The sequence below is a fragment of the Cocleimonas sp. KMM 6892 genome, assembly GCF_035798195.1.
Lineage (GTDB): Bacteria > Pseudomonadota > Gammaproteobacteria > Thiotrichales > Thiotrichaceae > Cocleimonas > Cocleimonas flava.
Genome location: NZ_JAPFBV010000001.1, coordinates 851245 through 868151, shown reverse-complemented (window position 1 = coordinate 868151; position 16907 = coordinate 851245). Strand labels below are relative to the sequence as shown.

18 protein-coding genes are annotated in these 16907 nt (G+C 38.4%); 8 read left to right on the top strand and 10 right to left on the bottom strand.

Annotated features, from left to right (window positions below):
• Positions 1 to 4: 4 nt before the first annotated feature.
• The gene (locus OO007_RS03975; RefSeq protein ID WP_325807832.1) at positions 5 to 736 is read right to left on the bottom strand and encodes a fimbrial biogenesis chaperone; all 732 of its coding nucleotides are present in this window, start codon (positions 734 to 736) and stop codon (positions 5 to 7) included.
• A 233-nt stretch (positions 737 to 969) separates the two neighbouring features.
• On the opposite strand from OO007_RS03975, the gene OO007_RS03970 reads away from it, so the two are divergent.
• Positions 970 to 1689, top strand: coding sequence for a glutamine amidotransferase-related protein (locus OO007_RS03970; protein ID WP_325807831.1), 720 nt, complete (start codon positions 970 to 972; stop codon positions 1687 to 1689).
• A gap of 47 nt (positions 1690 to 1736) precedes the next feature.
• Entirely contained in the window at positions 1737 to 2117 is a 381-nt protein-coding gene (locus OO007_RS03965) for a YbaN family protein (protein WP_325807830.1), read from the top strand.
• 35 nt (positions 2118 to 2152) lie between these two features.
• On the opposite strand, the gene OO007_RS03960 is transcribed toward OO007_RS03965, so the two are convergent.
• Genes OO007_RS03960 through OO007_RS03950 form a run of 3 tightly spaced genes read right to left on the bottom strand, consistent with a single transcriptional unit; the run spans position 2153 to position 5028 of the window.
• Complete coding sequence (locus OO007_RS03960) at positions 2153 to 2509, bottom strand: DUF1304 domain-containing protein (RefSeq protein WP_131904711.1); 357 nt, start codon at positions 2507 to 2509, stop codon at positions 2153 to 2155.
• Positions 2510 to 2530: 21 nt separating this feature from the next.
• Complete coding sequence (locus tag OO007_RS03955) at positions 2531 to 3247, bottom strand: aspartate/glutamate racemase family protein (RefSeq protein ID WP_131904710.1); 717 nt, start codon at positions 3245 to 3247, stop codon at positions 2531 to 2533.
• Positions 3248 to 3300: 53 nt separating this feature from the next.
• Entirely contained in the window at positions 3301 to 5028 is a 1728-nt protein-coding gene (locus OO007_RS03950) for a mucoidy inhibitor MuiA family protein (protein WP_325807829.1), read from the bottom strand.
• A gap of 132 nt (positions 5029 to 5160) precedes the next feature.
• On the opposite strand from OO007_RS03950, the gene OO007_RS03945 reads away from it, so the two are divergent.
• The 5 genes from OO007_RS03945 to OO007_RS03925 all read left to right on the top strand — a co-directional run bounded on the left by OO007_RS03945 (position 5161) and on the right by OO007_RS03925 (position 9897).
• Positions 5161 to 5937 carry a TatD family hydrolase gene (locus tag OO007_RS03945; protein WP_325807828.1) on the top strand — a complete coding sequence of 259 codons (777 nt, stop codon included), beginning with the start codon at positions 5161 to 5163 and terminating at the stop codon, positions 5935 to 5937.
• Between the two features lie 29 nt (positions 5938 to 5966).
• A complete protein-coding gene (locus OO007_RS03940; protein ID WP_325807827.1) occupies positions 5967 to 6455 on the top strand; it encodes a hypothetical protein in 489 nt (162 codons plus the stop codon).
• A 62-nt stretch (positions 6456 to 6517) separates the two neighbouring features.
• The gene (locus OO007_RS03935) at positions 6518 to 7000 is read left to right on the top strand and encodes a HugZ family pyridoxamine 5'-phosphate oxidase (RefSeq protein ID WP_325807826.1); all 483 of its coding nucleotides are present in this window, start codon (positions 6518 to 6520) and stop codon (positions 6998 to 7000) included.
• Positions 7001 to 7070: 70 nt separating this feature from the next.
• On the top strand, positions 7071 to 8798 hold the full coding sequence (locus OO007_RS03930; RefSeq protein WP_325807825.1) for a chloride channel protein: 1728 nt from the start codon (positions 7071 to 7073) through the stop codon (positions 8796 to 8798).
• The gene (locus OO007_RS03925; RefSeq protein WP_325807824.1) at positions 8776 to 9897 is read left to right on the top strand and encodes an extracellular solute-binding protein; all 1122 of its coding nucleotides are present in this window, start codon (positions 8776 to 8778) and stop codon (positions 9895 to 9897) included. Before OO007_RS03930 ends, OO007_RS03925 begins: the two co-directional genes overlap by 23 nt.
• 1 nt (position 9898) lies before the next feature.
• Here the strand turns inward: OO007_RS03925 and OO007_RS03920 are convergent, their stop codons facing one another.
• From OO007_RS03920 to rpmH, 6 genes are all read right to left on the bottom strand, one after another.
• Positions 9899 to 10513 (bottom strand): LysE family translocator, encoded by a 615-nt coding sequence (locus OO007_RS03920; RefSeq protein ID WP_325807823.1) that lies wholly within the window; start codon positions 10511 to 10513, stop codon positions 9899 to 9901.
• A gap of 38 nt (positions 10514 to 10551) precedes the next feature.
• The gene (locus OO007_RS03915; protein WP_325807822.1) at positions 10552 to 11175 is read right to left on the bottom strand and encodes a LysE family translocator; all 624 of its coding nucleotides are present in this window, start codon (positions 11173 to 11175) and stop codon (positions 10552 to 10554) included.
• Between the two features lie 80 nt (positions 11176 to 11255).
• Positions 11256 to 12593 carry a tRNA uridine-5-carboxymethylaminomethyl(34) synthesis GTPase MnmE gene (mnmE, locus tag OO007_RS03910; RefSeq protein WP_325807821.1) on the bottom strand — a complete coding sequence of 446 codons (1338 nt, stop codon included), beginning with the start codon at positions 12591 to 12593 and terminating at the stop codon, positions 11256 to 11258.
• 65 nt (positions 12594 to 12658) lie between these two features.
• Complete coding sequence (gene yidC / locus OO007_RS03905; RefSeq protein ID WP_325807820.1) at positions 12659 to 14365, bottom strand: membrane protein insertase YidC; 1707 nt, start codon at positions 14363 to 14365, stop codon at positions 12659 to 12661.
• A 13-nt stretch (positions 14366 to 14378) separates the two neighbouring features.
• The gene (gene rnpA / locus OO007_RS03900; RefSeq protein ID WP_243651466.1) at positions 14379 to 14774 is read right to left on the bottom strand and encodes a ribonuclease P protein component; all 396 of its coding nucleotides are present in this window, start codon (positions 14772 to 14774) and stop codon (positions 14379 to 14381) included.
• A 39-nt stretch (positions 14775 to 14813) separates the two neighbouring features.
• Positions 14814 to 14948 (bottom strand): 50S ribosomal protein L34, encoded by a 135-nt coding sequence (gene rpmH / locus OO007_RS03895; protein ID WP_131904699.1) that lies wholly within the window; start codon positions 14946 to 14948, stop codon positions 14814 to 14816.
• A gap of 415 nt (positions 14949 to 15363) precedes the next feature.
• On the opposite strand from rpmH, the gene dnaA reads away from it, so the two are divergent.
• Positions 15364 to 16755 (top strand): chromosomal replication initiator protein DnaA, encoded by a 1392-nt coding sequence (dnaA, locus tag OO007_RS03890; protein WP_131904698.1) that lies wholly within the window; start codon positions 15364 to 15366, stop codon positions 16753 to 16755.
• The last annotated feature ends 152 nt before the right edge of the window (positions 16756 to 16907 follow it).

The following is a 16907-nucleotide window of genomic DNA, read 5'->3' as shown; positions in this document are numbered from 1 at the left end:
ATTGTTATTTAGGGTACTTAATTTCAGCTTTCCACGCTCCATCCCTGAAATTCTTCGGTAATGGTATGAAAAAGCGCTTTGTCGCTCCTCCTAGAACATTATTGCCTTCCAGCCCCAAAATTTGATTGCCTTTGAGTTGGATCGTTTGTCCACCATTGCGTAAAATCAATGTAGCGTAACGCATCAGCTGGTGCTTATTACCTGTGTTTGCAACAGTAATCGCCAACTTATTTCCCTGACGCTGAACACCTTTAACTACTAAGTTACTTTTTGTTCCATTTGGCTGAACATACAAAGCACCTACGAGTGTCATCAACATCTTTACACCCGTTGTATTTTTCTCTTCGAGTGACACATAAACCTGTTCTGCAATTAATCGATATGCTTGTTCACGTGGTAATTGTCCGGGACCCAACCATTCAACTCTGACTCTTTGAGTGGAGTTAGCAGGAATAATTGTTTGCGGAGGATAAATCATGAAATCCTTATCGGCAGGCTTTCTGACTTCTTTATTATTGATTTGTTGTCTAGTGGTAACACTAAATTGAACCGCGATAGGCTTGTTACTTTCGTTAGAAACTCTAACAGATTGTTTTGCGCCACCGCCAGATGGCTTAAGCACCAACGATAAAGGATTCATCTGTAGTGCATGACTACTCAAAGTCATGAGTAAAAAGAAAACACTAATAATAGATTTAATCAGGAAGGTGTTATTTTTGTTGTCCATATTGTTCATTGTTTACATCCGGCTTGTATTATTGTTATTTTTTCTTAAGCACGCTCAATCCTAAACGTTACTGAAATCAATATACAACGCGTTTTCTTTACCTAGGCTTAACCATATTTATTTTTTCTAGTTTTTCTTTTGTTTAATAGCTTAGTTGGCTTGTACTCATTTCTCGTTTAACTCTATGATACGCTTGAGGGGCGTCAGACCTTAAAATTCAATCTTGCTCTAGGTTATAAAACATGGAAATCAGAATCGGAATACTTCAATGCGATCACGTTGCAGATGATTTAATCAAAGATCATGGTGACTATCAGGATATGTTTACTGATTTAGTTCTATCTCAAGATGATGAGATTGAAATCAGCGTATACGATTTAACGGCTAATCAGTTTCCTATAGATTTGAATGCGTGTGACGGCTACATAATTACTGGTAGTAAGTTTAGTGCGTTTGAAGATATTCCCTGGATTCATAAAGCCAAAGATTTAGTGAGAGATCTATATCAGGCTCAAATACCCACAGTTGGTATTTGCTTCGGTCATCAACTCATTGCCGAAGCATTGGGCGGTAAAGTAGAAAGAGCGACAGATAAAGGTTGGGGTGTTGGTGTACACCAATGGCAAATTAAAAACCAACAAGAATGGATGAAGAAGAATCCTTTGGAATCAATGTCTATGCGCGCTAGTCATCAAGATCAAGTAGTGGAAATGCCGAAAGACGCCACATTAATTGCTGGTAGTGACTTCTGTCCCATTGCAGGGTTTCAGTTAAATTCTGTTGTTACGTTTCAAGGACACCCTGAATTTTCAAAAGAATATTTAGAAACTTTAATTACAAATCGATTAGATCGCATTGGTGAAGACACCACTAATGCCGCTATTGAGTCATTAAAGAAAGAGGTCGATGGTAAAACCGTTGGTTCCTGGATGGTAGATTTTATTAAGAACTCTCGTGCATAATTAACAATCTACTATCTATCTTTCATTAGGATAAACCCGCTAACTACATGAAACTGAGAAAATACACCTATATAGTTTTGGGTTGGCTAAGCTTTGCTATTGGCTTTCTTGGGATGTTTGTGCCATTACTTCCGACAGTTGTATTTTGGATTATTGCCGTTTGGCTCTGGTCTCGCGGTGCGCCTGAGCTCATGCAAAAAGTGTATGACAACGCTAAGTATGGCTCTCAGATAGAAGCTTTCATGCTGCATGGCGTGGTTTCAAGAAAGGGTAAAATAGCGGCCGTTGTTAGCATGTCTATTAGCTACATCTTGTTTCAGTTCTTTGCAAAGCCAGCCTTTATGGCCGGAGCAGGGGTAGCTGTTGTCTTAAGTGTAATTGCTATCTGGTTAGTCACAAGACCTGAACAACCAAAACAAGATCCCTAATTTACTTAAGCCACCCCCCTACTTTAAAGCAGTTTTTATAACAACAAAGTAAATACCAAAGCAATAAACGCAGGTAGTGCCTGAAACACAACAATCTTCTTACTCACTGTCAGTGCGCCAAATATTCCCGCAACTATCACACAAGTAAGAAAGAATATAACAATAGAGCGCCCACTTTCACCGAGGCTTAAACCCCAGATTAATCCAGCTGCTAAAAAACCATTATATAAACCCTGGTTGGCCGCCATTGCTTTTGATTGGGTAGCAAATTCCTGAGTTAAACCAAATACTCTTCGGCCCATTGGTTTATCCCATAGAAACATTTCCAGGACTAAAAAATAGATGTGTAGAACGATTACCAGTGCGGTAAAACCTATGGCTAGCATTTGCATAAAGACTACTCAGTGAAAAATTTATTTAACGTCAGTCTTACAATAGCCTAACAAAGCCTTTTCAACAGCTTTAAGTGCATGAATTTTTGTTGTATCAAAAAGTAGGGCAGTTGTATGTTCCGGTTTAACTAGCAATGTAATTTCAGTACACCCAAGAATAATCGCTTCAGCACCCTGTTCGACTAAGGAATCAATAATCCGCAAATATTCCTGTCTTGATGAATCTGCGATATTTCCCAAACATAACTCATCGTAAATAATTTGATGAATGATTTGTTGATCTTGCTCGTTTGGAACCATCACATCCAAGCCATACTCCCTAATCAAACGGCCTTTGTAAAAATCCTGCTCCATGGTAAAACCAGTGCCTAAGAGAGCAACTTTATTAAGGCCTTGTTTTACAATTTCTTCTGCCGTCGCATCAGCAATATGTAAAAGCGGAATAGAAATACCTTGTTGTATTTGCGGCGCAACAAGGTGCATTGTGTTGGTACATATCAGTATAAAATCAGCACCTGCTTTTTCTAATCCCTGAGCAGCAGCTTTTAGTATTTCAGCTGTTTCATCCCATTTTCCCTGATGCTGAAGTTTTTCAATTTCTGAAAAATCTACGCTGTGCAAAACAATCTTGGCAGAATGTAATCCACCAAGGTTTTGTTTTATCCCTTCATTTATCCAACGGTAATAAAGCTCTGTAGACTCCCAGCTCATCCCACCTAATAAACCTATTGTTTTCATTTTTATAACCTTTATTAACTATTCGGGAGCCAACCTATAACGAAGTAAGACTTTTATAGCCCTGGAACTATACGATCTTCAGGATAACTCACGGAGTAACCATACTTAATATTCACTGACTTTTTTGGTAATAAGTTAATGTTCCAACTCGACACTCCTTTCTTACCATCTACATCTGTATTGGTAGGAAGGTCTCCCAGTATTTTAATTTTAAGTTCTTCGTTAGACGAAACAGGCAATACATCCTGTATCACTAATGGATAAGCTTTATTGTGGTTACTGTTTACGCTGACTTTGTAATGTCTTTCAACAACCTTCTTTTTACCAAATAATAAACCGTCTTTTCGTTTCTGATCTGGGTCAGGTAAAAATTTGATTTTCACTTTATCGTCTTCACCAAACGATAGTTTTATTTCTTCGCCTGATTGTTTTTGAGATAAGAAGGTACTGCCGACAAAACTACCGTTTCGATAAAGCGACATACTGCCAGCCAGTAATGGTGTTTCATCCTGGTATTTTGTAGTAGCAAGAATCATTACTCTAGGATCCATTCGAGGAGCACTAGCAAGATTAATCGTTGATTGTAAATCTTGTGATGTCAACGCGAAACGTCGCTTATTACTGCCAGAACCTAAACTGATATTACCCGGAACTTTATATTCCGCAGAAAAATCTGCACTGATCAAACGGCTTTGCTGTTGCTGCATACTTTTCCTAGGTGCTCTTTTGACGGGCGAAGGCATAGGAGCTGCCAGTGCCATATCTGCCATATTGCTTTTCTTCATCATCATGCCAGAGCTTTCTGCTTGTACCATAGGCATAGCTTCTGGCATAAAATCTAATGCCCAGGGTTGAAGTACAGGTAATTGCGAGCCTGCGCTAGGACGCAAGGTAGATAACGTTACATCAACACCCGTCCAGTCTTCACCGGTTCGTTGACTAATTTGGGCTAAGGTTTTTAATTTAATGTCGCCTGTTTGAGTATCTAAATCAGCATCGTAAACTGGCTCCCAGCGGGCACCGTTTATTTGATAAGTAAGATTTAAGGTTAACTCAGTCGCGCCATTAGATTCGACTTGTAGTTTTGCACTTCTGGTTTCTTTTTGATTCGTAGCGACCAGCTGAAGCTCGCGTTTCAATTGATTTAATGTCTGATCTTTCTCTGAAAGCGCAATTTCTGACTGTCTGATTTTCTCTTGCACTTCAGCTGTTGCAGAGTCTAATGTATCCCATGCCTGCTTCCACTGATCTAAAGGCAGATTCGTGTAGCTTCCACTTTTAACTTCTTCATTTTTTTGCTTCGTATTATTACTACCTAAAACCATCTGACGAATGAATTGAAGCTGTGTCTTATTACGGCTTATATCGTCTCGAATTCGTTTTTGTTCTAACTGAACATCTTCAATTTTTTGACGTAATTCTTTTTCCTGTTGCTGTACTACATCTCTTTTAATATTCTTGAATAGCTCAATGCTACCAAGTGATACATCTGCCTGACTTTCACCAGAAACACGCAAAGATGTCTCATTTAAGTTTAAAGGCAAATTTTCTATGACAACTTCATTATTGCCTGCATTTAATGAAATCTTGCTAACTCGCGTTACTTTGGCGCTACCCGGATATACAGTGACTGCTTCAATGCTAGATTCTGCAATGATGTCATCCGCAAATGCCAGTGATGAAAATTGAGCAGAGAGAAGTAAGCCAAATAATGCAGTACTGCTCACTAGTTTTAATGGTGAAGATGACTTGAATATTAAGCCAGAAGTATTCTTAGACATTTTTATACCTTTTGTTGTGTTCATGTTCATGTTCATGTGAATATGACATCACTATAAAGAACGAGACTTTTAATTCGTTAATCAAGTGTAACAACTTTGTAAAAAGAATGTAAAAACCTAAAATAAGAAACCATGGAACTCATAGATAGCCATTCACATATTGATTTTGCAGAGTTTGATCATGATCGCACTGACGCTATCCTGCGGGCTAAACAAGCAGATGTTTCTCATATTATCGTTTCATCGACAATTGCAGATCGCTGGCGATTGATTACAAACATAGTTGAAGCTAATCCATCAATGTGTCACGCAGCTTATGGTTTACATCCGATGTTTATGGATGATGTAAATAATGATGATCTGGATAAATTAAAACTGTATTTACAAGAGCATAAAGCCGTCGCAATAGGGGAGATTGGTCTGGATTTTTTTATCCCTGAAAGTCATCAACAACAGAATAAGCAAAAACAAATAGATATATTCGTCGGGCAATTAGCCATTGCTGATAAGTTTCAGTTGCCGGTTATTATTCACGCGCGTAAATCACTCGATATAGTACTAAAACACCTCAGACAATTTCCTTCTTTAACTGGATCCATTCACAGTTTTTCGGGTAGTGAACAACAAGCAAAACAGCTGATAGATCTGGGTTTTTATTTAGGCTTCGGTGGACCTATTACTTACACACGGGCAACTCGATTACAACAACTTGTAAAAACACTGCCCCTGGACAATATGTTGATAGAGACCGACTCTCCGGATCAACCTGACTCATCTCATCACCAACAACGTAACGAACCCTCCTATTTACCCACAGTGGCAAATACCATTGCAGAAATACGCGGTATAGACATCAATCAGGTAGCGGGTGTAACAACGGCTAATGCGAAGAGGTTGTTTGCGTTATAATCCTGCGTCAGATTATTAGATGTGACTTTATGATGAAAACACTCTCCACCATAATTATGGGTATCGTTATTTTAGCTGGATTGATACTCGCGGTAACACCATTCGTTGCTGATAAGTTTTTCCCCGTGCCTGAGAATGCTACACGTGTAGCAAAACCAGAAGCAGCTGTAATGGCGCTTCAACAATGGTTTCAATCACCCGATGCCTTGATCACGGATGTACAAGCGATTAATAAATCGGGCAATGAAACTTCATCATCCTGGTTTTCATTTAGCGTTGGTCGTCGACCAGTTGAAAAGTACATTATCAATAAAAAATTATCTCAAAATACGCTGACACCAGAAATTTTGGAATCCACTTTCTCTACAAATAACCCACCAGCCAGTTGGTGGCATCCCACTGCTGTGAATCAGGAAACCTATTTTTCTGGCACAGATCAGGGACGTTCTGTGGCTTTGATATATAACCCTGATACTAAACGTGGTGTGTTGGTAACCAGCACCAAAAAGCTTAATTAAAAAAATGCCTGAAAGTAGGGGGGTGACTTTATATTTATAGTATTACTGTTTAAAGTAGGTTCATGAGCAACTCACCCGAACAAGACTTTGTTACCTTCAAAGCAAAGATAAAAACACTGTCTCTATCAACGCTGACCGCAACAGGTCGACCCAACATCAGCTATGCACCTTTCATAGAAGATGAAAACGGCTGCTTTTATTTGTTCCTTAGCCAGTTGGCCAGCCATACACAAGAACTTCTTAATCAGCCAATGGCGAGTATTTTGCTGATAGAGGATGAACAGGATGCTCGACAGCTATTTGCCAGACAACGTATTAGCTATGATTGCGATGTCAGTATCGTTCAATCTGATGAAGCCTGTTATAGCGATAGATTGGATAAATTTGAGCAGTCTTTTGGTAGCATCATTCCATTACTGAGAAGCCTGCCAGATTTTATTCTATTTAAACTAACACCAACTGAAGGACGTTATGTTCAAGGCTTTGGTAAAGCCTATCAACTAACCGGTGAACATTTAACTGAACTGGAACATGTCAGTGCCTAAGCACATCATAGCGAAGTAACACGAACATAGTTACATTTGCTAAACATACAGTTGTTTACTAGTCTTTAGTATGACTTCTGATGTCACTTTTATTCGGATTAGCTATCGAATTATCGTTTTAACCCTTCTCGCATTAACGCTAGGCAGTATCGCTTCGCTCGCTGCAATAGCGTTTATTGAAGCAGTAGATTGGATGAATGATATATTACTTATTTCACCTCGCTCTCGCATTCAGCTAAACAATCCATTTTTACTGACTGCAGCTACAGTATTAGTGCCCGCTATTGGTGGCCTGATTGTTGGTTTTCTTATACAAAAATTAACCATTGAAAAGAGACCTTTGGGGCCTGCCGATGCAATTAAAGCGGTACAACTTAGAACATCTTTACCAGATGCACGATCTGGTTTTGTTTCAACCTTGGCTTCGCTGGTTTCGCTTGGCAGTGGTGCTTCAGTGGGCCAATACGGTCCTATGGTTTACATGGGTGCCATAGCGGGTAATTTTGCCAGTCGTCTAAAACTCGATATACCCAATATCCAAACAATAGCAATTGCCTGTGGTGTGGCTGCTGCCATCTCCACAGCATTCAATGCTCCTATTGCCGGTTTGGTTTTTGCCCATGAAGTGATTTTGCGTCATTACTCATTGCAAGCATTCGCACCAACTACCGTCGCTTCTGCAACCGGTTATGTTTTCGCCAATATCATTTTTGATAGTCCTCCACTGTTCCTTGTTCATTTTAATGGCGTGGCTTTTGGTTACGAGTTTTTGCTGTTTGCAATTTTGGGACTAGTCTGTGCGTTCTTAGCTGTTATATTTATGCGACTGTTAGCTTCTACTAGTGCGTTTTCGGAGAAGTTATCATTACCCGCTATTTATAAACCTGCTATCGCTGGATTAGCAGTGGGAATCATTGCGCTACAATTTCCTGATGTACTTGGAATAGGTAAAGAAGCATTGCGCTTTGCAACCATAGAAGGCGCATTTAGTAGTGGAGAACTGATTCTATTACTAATTGCTAAAATGGTGCTGACCGCACTCTGCTTAGGATTTGGTTTTGCTGGGGGCGTTTTCAGCCCATCGCTACTGATTGGTATTTTGTTTGGCGCGCTATGTTGGACCTTTTTAAACTTTATCGGCATACCCAATTCTGGTGTCGTGGTTTACGCCATCTGCGCGATGATGGCCTTGACCAGCCCAATCATAGGAGCGCCTTTAACCACAATTCTTATTGTTTTTGAATTAACCCATAATTACGATTTAACCATCGCTGCCATGGTCAGCGTCGTATTTGCAAATTTACTCGCCTATCGATTGCACGGTCGCTCCATTTTCGATGTCGTTCTCGCCAGTAAAGGTGTCGACTTATCGTCTGGAAGAGATAGAGCGATGCTTGAAAACATCAATATATTAACCTTGGATAATACCGATTTTGCTAACTTAAAAGACACATCCAGTATTGAAGAATCTTTGATTCAGCTTAAGCAGGCTGGTCGTTCTGCCGGAGCAATCACTAATCATAACAATGAATATTTAGGTGTTGTACGAACCATTGATTTAATTGGTGAAGAATCCCAAGCAATTACCAACCTCATCAGAAAGGATATGCCAGTACTCAATGAGAAAACATCACTTTGGCAAGCCATGTCTGCACTCGAGGGATTTACTGGCGAAGCTGTTCCAATCATCGATTCTAGTAATGGTGAATTGATTGGCATGGTACCTGAAAGTGAATTAATTACTGCCTATCAGAAAATTGCCAAGGATATTAAGAATGAAGAAAATGAAGGCATTTAATCAATTTTTTATCTTCCTGCTCTGTAGTTATTTTTCTACAACGTTACTCTACGGCCAATCAGAATTAACCATAGCTACCTGGGGCGGTAGTTATGAAAATGCACAGCAAACTGCTTTATTTCAACCTTTTGAAGTTGCCACAGGTACCTTAGTAAATACCCAGAAATACTCTGCCGATCTGGCAATTTTAAACAGTGATTTACTCCCTGATATTATCGACATGACATTAGGCGATGCACTTATCGCCTGTGATAAAAAACTCATTCATAAGTTGGATTATAAACAGATTCTTATTAAGGATAAAAAACACAAAAATCCTAAAAGCGACTTTGTTAAACATTCGATTTTACCGTGTGGAATAGCACATCTCTCATACTCAACTTTGATTGCTTATGATGAAAGAGAATTCACGGGAGAAAAGCCTCAAACAATATCTGATTTCTTCGATATCAAACGTTTTCCGGGGAAGCGAGCACTGAATAAATCACCCTCTGATATTCTGGAGTGGGCGCTGATTGCCGAAGGAGTGCCCATAGATCAAATTTACGATTTACTCAGCACTGAACGTGGTATGCGTATTGCTTTTCGCCGTCTAGATAGTATTCGGGATGAAATTATATGGTGGGATAATCCAAAACAAGCAGCATCATTATTATCAACTGGTAAAGCTGTAATGGCTTCAGGATATAACGGAAGGTTCTTTAGTGCGCAACTCGATGGCGCGCCCATAACAATGATCTGGGATGCTCAGATTATTGACTGGAATGTATGGGTTATTCCCAAACAAAAGGATAGTAATTCTAAAACTGCATTAAAAAATGATTTTATCCGTTTTGTTATAAAAGCCGAAAACATGGCTAAACTGGCAGAGATTATACCTTACGGACCTAGTAGAAAAAGTGCCTTACGCAGAATAGGTCTACATGCTGAACAAGGCTTTTCTATGCGTGATCAATTGCCAACAGCCACGCATCATTTAGACAGGGCGCTGTTTAGAGATGCAAATTGGTATGCCAATACTCAGAATTTAAGGAAAACACGATTCTGGGATTGGTTAAATCAAAATAAAATGGGTGATGCTAAAGAAGACAATCAATGATCTAGCTTTCTACAAACCCTAATCTAATCCCTAAACCAATCAAAATAACACCTGTCGCCTTGCCAATTAGTGTGCTCACTTTTTCGTTATTACTGAGTACTTCACCAAATTTGGAAGAGAATAAAACCACAGCGATAAGTATGGGCAATGATAAAACAAGAAACAGTAAACCCAGCAAAATCATATTGGTAAAAGCATCTGAATCGGGTCTTACAAACTGAGGCAAAAAAGCCATAAAAAATAACGCTAGTTTTGGATTAAGCGTGCTTGAAAGCATGCCTTCTTTTAATAATTTAAAATCAGATGCTTTGTCTTTAGTTTTCTTTATTTCTAAACGCCCTTTTTGTCTAAATGCTTGAATACCCAGATAAATCAAATAGAGTGCGCCAACAATTTTAATAACGGTAAATGCATACGCTGAAGTTAATAAAATTGCCGCAGCTCCAGTGGCTGCTGCTAAGGTGTGAAACATTACCCCGATAAATAAACCGGCGATAGAAATGAAACCGGCGCGAATACCTTGTGAAATACTGCGAACCATAACATAGATAAAATCTTGCCCGGGTGTCATGGCTAATATCAATGTAGCAGTGATGAAAAGTGATAGGTTTTGCATAAGAGTTAATCAGCTTAATTCCTCACCAAGTAAGTAAACTAACTTGTTCCTCTGCTGACTAAAAACAAGCCAGCACCAATCATAATACTGCCTGCAGTTTTGTTTAATCGTTTTAAAGCCTTTTGCGACTTTAAGTATTTTCTAACCGAAGATGCCATTACAGCCACTAGCATCAAACCAACCATTAAAGCTAGCAGGGTTAATCCGCTGACTAACACAATATCCGAAGTAGACAGTTTGGTTAAGTCCATAAACGTTGGTAAAAACGCGATATAAAAAAGTATCACTTTAGGATTTGATGCAGAAATTAAAAAGCCTTGAACAAAACTACTTAACCAGGAAGATCGGCTTACTTTATTTTTTTGTATTTCTACATCGACTTTGGTTGTCCACATTTTCCAACCTAAGTACATCAAGTAAGCTGCGCCTATAAACCGTATCGCTGTAAATAAACCACCATAGTTTTCTGCAATTGCTGCAAGACCAAATGTTGCCAAGATCAAATAAATAACATCGCTAACAGACATTCCCAAAGATAATGGAATACATGATTTTGCACCTGAATTTAAAGCACGTGCCAGTATTGCAAAGATGCCTGGACCAGGAGTAATACCAAAAATGAATATTGCGAGAGTAAATGTAATCGCTGCTTCTAAAGACATGGCTAACCTAAAAAACTGCTTATAAGTGGGGGGGTGGCTTTTCGCTGTAGACTATGCCTGTTTTAATCGAAATAAAAGCTTTATTTGCCGATACAAAAACTACTAAAGATCTCACCTAATAAATCATCTGAGGTAAATTTTCCGGTGATTTGACTAAGCTCATCCTGCGCCAGTCTTAACTCTTCTGCCATTAATTCTCCGGCATTGAATTCAGTTAATTGCATTTCTGCATTATCGACAAATTCCTGAGTTCTTTCTAACGCTTGAAGGTGTCTTCTTCTCGCTATAAATATCCCTTCATTATTATTCTGATAGCCCATTCTTTGTTTGAGTTCTTCTTTTAGAATATCTATTCCAAGATTGTATTTAGCAGAGATATTTATAATATCTTTTTCTTTTCCTGTGTCTTTGGCATTCAAGTCAATTTTGTTTTGCACAACAATTAAAGGTAATGATTGTGGTAGTTTTTTGACTATTTCATCACTCTTTGTAGATAAATGGGTATCGCCTAATAGCAAAAGCGCAATATCTGCTTTTTCTACTGCTTTCCAGGCACGCTCGATTCCGATCTTTTCAACAGGGTCCTCACTGTCTCGAAGACCAGCAGTATCCACTAAATGTAATGGCATACCATCAAGGTTGATAGACTCATGCAACACGTCACGTGTAGTGCCGGCTATATCAGTGACTATCGCAGTATCGTTACCCGATAAAGCATTCAGTAAACTGGATTTGCCCGCATTAGGTTCACCGATAATAACGAGGTTTAAACCGCTTCTTAACAAGCTTCCCTGTTTTGCTTTGTAGGTGATTTCAGTGAGTTGATCTTTAATAGCCTGTAATCGTTCTAGAACTTTTTTATCCGCTAAAAAATCAATTTCTTCTTCTGGGAAATCTAATGCCGCTTCGACATAAACGCGCATCTCAATCATCTTAATCAACAGGGAATCTATCGAAGAAGAGAATTCACCTTGTAAAGAACGTAACGCAGATCTTGCTGCTTGCTCAGAACCTGAATCTATCAAATCAGCAATAGCTTCTGCCTGTGTAAGATCGAGTTTATCGTTGAGGAATGCTCTTTCCGAAAACTCACCAGGTTTTGCTATTCGTGATCCCAATTCAAGACATCGTTTTAGCACCATATCCAAAACAATTTGACCGCCATGACCCTGGAGTTCTAAAACATCTTCGCCAGTAAACGAATTGGGAGAGGGGAAAAATATGGCAACGCCATCATCAAGAGTTTCTTGATTAGCATCTTTGAATAGACGATGTGACGCCTTAAAAGGAGGTGGTAAGGAACCTAGTATATCAACGGCCATATCGCGAACGTATGGCCCTGAAATACGAATGATACCTACACCACCTCTACCGGATGGTGTAGCTATTGCGGCAATTGTATCGATGGCATTCATCATTTACTAATACCACTACATGTTAATGAACGTTGATAAACCTTTATTGCAAAGGAATAGTTAACTATCTATCCGTCGCCTATTATCTTTTTATTGATAAACCACTGCTGGAAAATAGAAAGAATGTTATTAACAACCCAGTAAAGTACAAGACCAGCAGGGAAGAATAAGAACATCACAGTGAAGATAACCGGTAGATAGGTAAATATCTTTTGCTGCATCGGATCTTGAACAGCAGGTGGATTCAGCTTTTGCTGAATAAACATACTTGCGCCCATTATGATCGGTAATACAAAGAACGGGTCTTTGATCGACAAATCTTTATACCAAAGAATCCACGGTGCCTGACGTAACTCTACACTCTCCTGAAGTACCCAATATAAACCCATAAATACCGGCATTTGGATTAGCATTGGCAAACAACCACCTAATGGGTTTATCTTCTCTTTACGATAAAACGCCATGGTTTCTTTTTGCTTAGCTTGTGGGTCGTTCTTATATTTTTCGCTAATTTCTTTTATCTTTGGACCAAGCTTTTTCATCTTCGCCATAGAACGGTAACTAACCGCTGATGGGTAGAAGAAAATAAGTTTTATGAACATGGTTAACAGGATAATTGTCCAACCCCAGTTGCTCACAATATGTCTGTTAATGAAGCTCATAACCCAGAATATTGGTTTAGAAACAAATGCAAATATTCCGTAATCCACTGTCAAATCCAGACCTTCAGAGATTTCAGCCAATGTCGCCTGATCTGTTGGCCCTACGTATAGTTGACTGTCGAAACTACCCGATGTACCTGGTTGAATATCTTTAACAGGAGATTTAACACCGATAATGTAGTTATCACTAGATTTGTTATAACGGGTGTAATAGGTGTTTGTTTCTTCTTTAGAAGGTATCCAAGCACTTACAAAATAGTGCTTCAACATGGCTACCCAACCACCTTGAATTAATCGGCTGGCTTTTTCTTCTTCTGGTAATGCGTTAATTTCAGAACTATTAAGATCTTTTAACTCACCATCTTTTATTTCATCGAAATCAATTTTGTCGTACTTATTATTGTAATAAGCAGGACCAACGTAGGCGATAGCGCCACCAAGTAGACTTCCTGATCTCTCATGCTCTTTATGAGTCAGCTCTAAATACTCGTTTCCAGACCAAACTTGATCTGTTTTGTTATCAACGGTCTGAATTTGTTTAACTAAAAAAGAGCCACGTTCAAATATAAACGTTTTAGTAACAGTGATACCTTGTCCATTACTCCAGGTAAGAGGCACTTGAATTGTATCTTGACCATCTTGAAGGGTGTATTCGGTACTCTCAGTGTCAAAGTTAGTGTAATGATTAGGTGCAGAACTTTCACCATTGCTTCCACGATAAATAAGACCAGCTTGTGCAGCGTACTTCATTTCTCTATCAATAATACGCGTTGCTTTATCCTGTTCTTCTAAACTAACTGGATGTGTCGGTAAATCTGCTTGAACTATGGTTCCACCCACTGTGCTGATATACATATCGAGTACATCAGTTTTAATGTGAATTTGTTTAGCTTGTGCATTTGTAGCAGAATTATTTGCCGAAGGAATGACATCTGAACCATTTACCGAAACACTAGAACCCGAAGGCACTGAATTATTTCCATTAGCAGATTGTTGAACAGACGTGTTGGCTGAAGGGATAGGCTTTGGTGCATGTTCTTGTTGCCAAGTAGACCAAATTAAGAAACCTAAAAATACTAAACTTAAATATAGAAAAGGGCGTTGTTGATCCATGACTAAAAAGACTCTATTCGTTTGATAATGCAGGGAATTTTTTACGCATGAAACGCCATTGTGTTTCTATTTGCCTTTGCATCTCCGCATTATCTAAAGAAAGAATGCCTGGCTTACACATAGCGACGATATCAACATTAGGTAATGAATGTTGATTTAACCTGAAGCTTTCACGGAATAATCTTTTAATGCGGTTTCTATCTACAGCTCTTTTTGCGCATTTTTTAGATATAGCTAATCCTAATCTAGGATGATCTAAATTATTTGTTCTGGCTAATACAGTTAAACAACGATTACCAAAACGCTGTGAATCACTGAAAACAAATTTATAGTTTTCAGCATTCAACAATTTCAAGTCACGATGAAGATGAAGCTTAATATTACTGTCAGCCACATCTATTGCGTTCACTTTAAACTGAAATCTTAAGTTGTTTAAATAACTTAAAACTTAACAGCAGAGTGATGCACGACCTTTTGCACGACGAGATGCTAAAACTTTACGTCCACCAACAGTGCTCATACGTGCGCGAAAACCGTGTGTACGTTTACGCTTTAAATTACTTGGTTGAAATGTTCTTTTCATGACTAAAAACCTATTAAAATCTGTTATTTATAACTTCGTTAAGAAGATTGCATTCTACAATTGAGCATATTGCTATATTCAAATTACTGTAGGAACGCAAAGGGCGGAAAAAATACGCTATGATTGTCTCAATGTCAAATAATATATTATTTTTTTGAACCAAAAACTGCTTGTGGATAACTTATCATAGAGAGTAGTATTTGACCTTCTTAAGTACGATACAAAGCATTTACAAATTATAGCTTTATGACGGTACTAATAATAAGAATAGAATGTGTATAAATAGTAGTTTGTCCCCTAACAAATTACCTCTATAGCCATTCAATTAAAATACTAATATTTTCAACCCACTAATCAATTATTGGTTTAACGGTTTAATCCTTAAATTGTCATAAATTTCGTAGGAGTATCATCTATGCTCTGGCAACAATGCCTGAATAAACTAGAGTCAAAATTATCAGATCAGGAAATTAATACCTGGTTACGTACTCTACATGGTACACAGCATGATGATGTTTTAGTACTTCTAGCCCCAAACACATTCGTCTTTCAGTACGTTAAAGATCAACACTTGGAAACCATTAAAGATGAAGTTAAGAAAATCTCTAATGGCAATAATATTCAAGTGATTCTGCAGATTGGTGCTGGTGATACGCTTTCGTACTCAGAACCTGTGCCTGCTGAAGCTTCTATCACAGCGCCGAGTGCGCCGCCTGTTTTAAACAATAATACTCAAAATGTTTCTAATCCACAGCCACAACCTATTATCAATCAGAAAAGTTTTACCAATAATTTAAACCCTACAATGACTTTCGACAATTTCGTTGAAGGTAAATCTAATCGTTTAGCTGTAGCTTCAGCCAAACAGGTGGGAGACAACCCTGGTCAATCGTATAATCCTCTATTTATTTATGGGGGAGTTGGTCTAGGTAAAACGCATCTAATGCATGCAGTCGGGAATCAAATAAGAGAAAACAATCCGAATGCCAAGGTGGTATACCTTCATTCAGAACGTTTTGTAAACGACATGATTACTGCTTTACGAACTAACAGCATTGATCAATTCAAATTATATTACCGAACTGTTGATGCATTACTCATCGATGATATACAGTTTTTCGCTGGCAAAAAAAGCTCTGTGGAAGAATTCTTTCATACGTTTAATGCACTGTTAGAAGGCCAAAAACAAATAATCCTCACTAGTGATAAATACCCCAGAGATGTAGAAGGCATCGATGACCGATTAAGGTCACGACTAAATTGGGGTCTAACCGTCGAAATCGAGCCACCAGAGCTTGAAACACGGGTAGCTATACTAACTAAGAAGGTAGAAGAGTTTCATCTTGATTTACCGAAAGATGCTGCGTTTTTTATTGCAAAACGTTTTCGTTCGAATGTCAGAGATTTAGAAGGAGCCTTGCAAAGAGTCCTTGCTAGTTTACGTTTGCATCAACGTACTGACATTACCCTTGATTTTGTTCACGACGCCTTACGCGATCAATTAGCAAGCCAGGATAAAATGGTTACGGTTGATAACATTAAAAAGACAGTTGCCCAACATTACAATATAAAGACTTCTGATCTTGATTCTAAGAGACGTACTAGATCTATAGCAAGACCAAGGCAAGTAGCCATGAGCTTATCTAAAGAACTGACTAATCATAGTTTACCTGAGATAGGTACCTTCTTTGGTAATAGAGATCACACTACTGTATTACACGCATGTAAAAAAATTAAAGAATTAAGAACAGAAGACACAACTTTAGACGAAAGCTATCGTATACTAGAAAGAACCTTAACAAGGTAATATTTGTAAAAGGATAAGACGTTATTAAATGCTTGGTAAAACTAATAACAAGCTGTGGATAAAAAACTGTTTAAATTTAGAACCAGACTTATCCACAGTTCTTACACACATATAATCATTTTTATCAGATACAATATCAACACCCATTTGTA

What these genes read in the sequence shown, in the direction of transcription:
- dnaA (WP_131904698.1), top strand. Translation starts at nt 15,364, where the DNA reads ATGCTCTGGCAACAATGCCTGAATAAACTAGAGTCAAAATTATCAGAT.
- OO007_RS03915 (WP_325807822.1), bottom strand. Translation starts at nt 11,175, where the DNA reads ATGTCTTTAGAAGCAGCGATTACATTTACTCTCGCAATATTCATTTTT.
- OO007_RS03925 (WP_325807824.1), top strand. Translation starts at nt 8,776, where the DNA reads ATGAAGAAAATGAAGGCATTTAATCAATTTTTTATCTTCCTGCTCTGT.
- mnmE (WP_325807821.1), bottom strand. Translation starts at nt 12,593, where the DNA reads ATGATGAATGCCATCGATACAATTGCCGCAATAGCTACACCATCCGGT.
- OO007_RS03955 (WP_131904710.1), bottom strand. Translation starts at nt 3,247, where the DNA reads ATGAAAACAATAGGTTTATTAGGTGGGATGAGCTGGGAGTCTACAGAG.
- OO007_RS03965 (WP_325807830.1), top strand. Translation starts at nt 1,737, where the DNA reads ATGAAACTGAGAAAATACACCTATATAGTTTTGGGTTGGCTAAGCTTT.
- OO007_RS03960 (WP_131904711.1), bottom strand. Translation starts at nt 2,509, where the DNA reads ATGCAAATGCTAGCCATAGGTTTTACCGCACTGGTAATCGTTCTACAC.
- OO007_RS03975 (WP_325807832.1), bottom strand. Translation starts at nt 736, where the DNA reads ATGAACAATATGGACAACAAAAATAACACCTTCCTGATTAAATCTATT.
- OO007_RS03930 (WP_325807825.1), top strand. Translation starts at nt 7,071, where the DNA reads ATGACTTCTGATGTCACTTTTATTCGGATTAGCTATCGAATTATCGTT.
- OO007_RS03970 (WP_325807831.1), top strand. Translation starts at nt 970, where the DNA reads ATGGAAATCAGAATCGGAATACTTCAATGCGATCACGTTGCAGATGAT.
- yidC (WP_325807820.1), bottom strand. Translation starts at nt 14,365, where the DNA reads ATGGATCAACAACGCCCTTTTCTATATTTAAGTTTAGTATTTTTAGGT.
- OO007_RS03950 (WP_325807829.1), bottom strand. Translation starts at nt 5,028, where the DNA reads ATGTCTAAGAATACTTCTGGCTTAATATTCAAGTCATCTTCACCATTA.
- OO007_RS03920 (WP_325807823.1), bottom strand. Translation starts at nt 10,513, where the DNA reads ATGCAAAACCTATCACTTTTCATCACTGCTACATTGATATTAGCCATG.
- OO007_RS03935 (WP_325807826.1), top strand. Translation starts at nt 6,518, where the DNA reads ATGAGCAACTCACCCGAACAAGACTTTGTTACCTTCAAAGCAAAGATA.
- rpmH (WP_131904699.1), bottom strand. Translation starts at nt 14,948, where the DNA reads ATGAAAAGAACATTTCAACCAAGTAATTTAAAGCGTAAACGTACACAC.
- OO007_RS03940 (WP_325807827.1), top strand. Translation starts at nt 5,967, where the DNA reads ATGATGAAAACACTCTCCACCATAATTATGGGTATCGTTATTTTAGCT.
- OO007_RS03945 (WP_325807828.1), top strand. Translation starts at nt 5,161, where the DNA reads ATGGAACTCATAGATAGCCATTCACATATTGATTTTGCAGAGTTTGAT.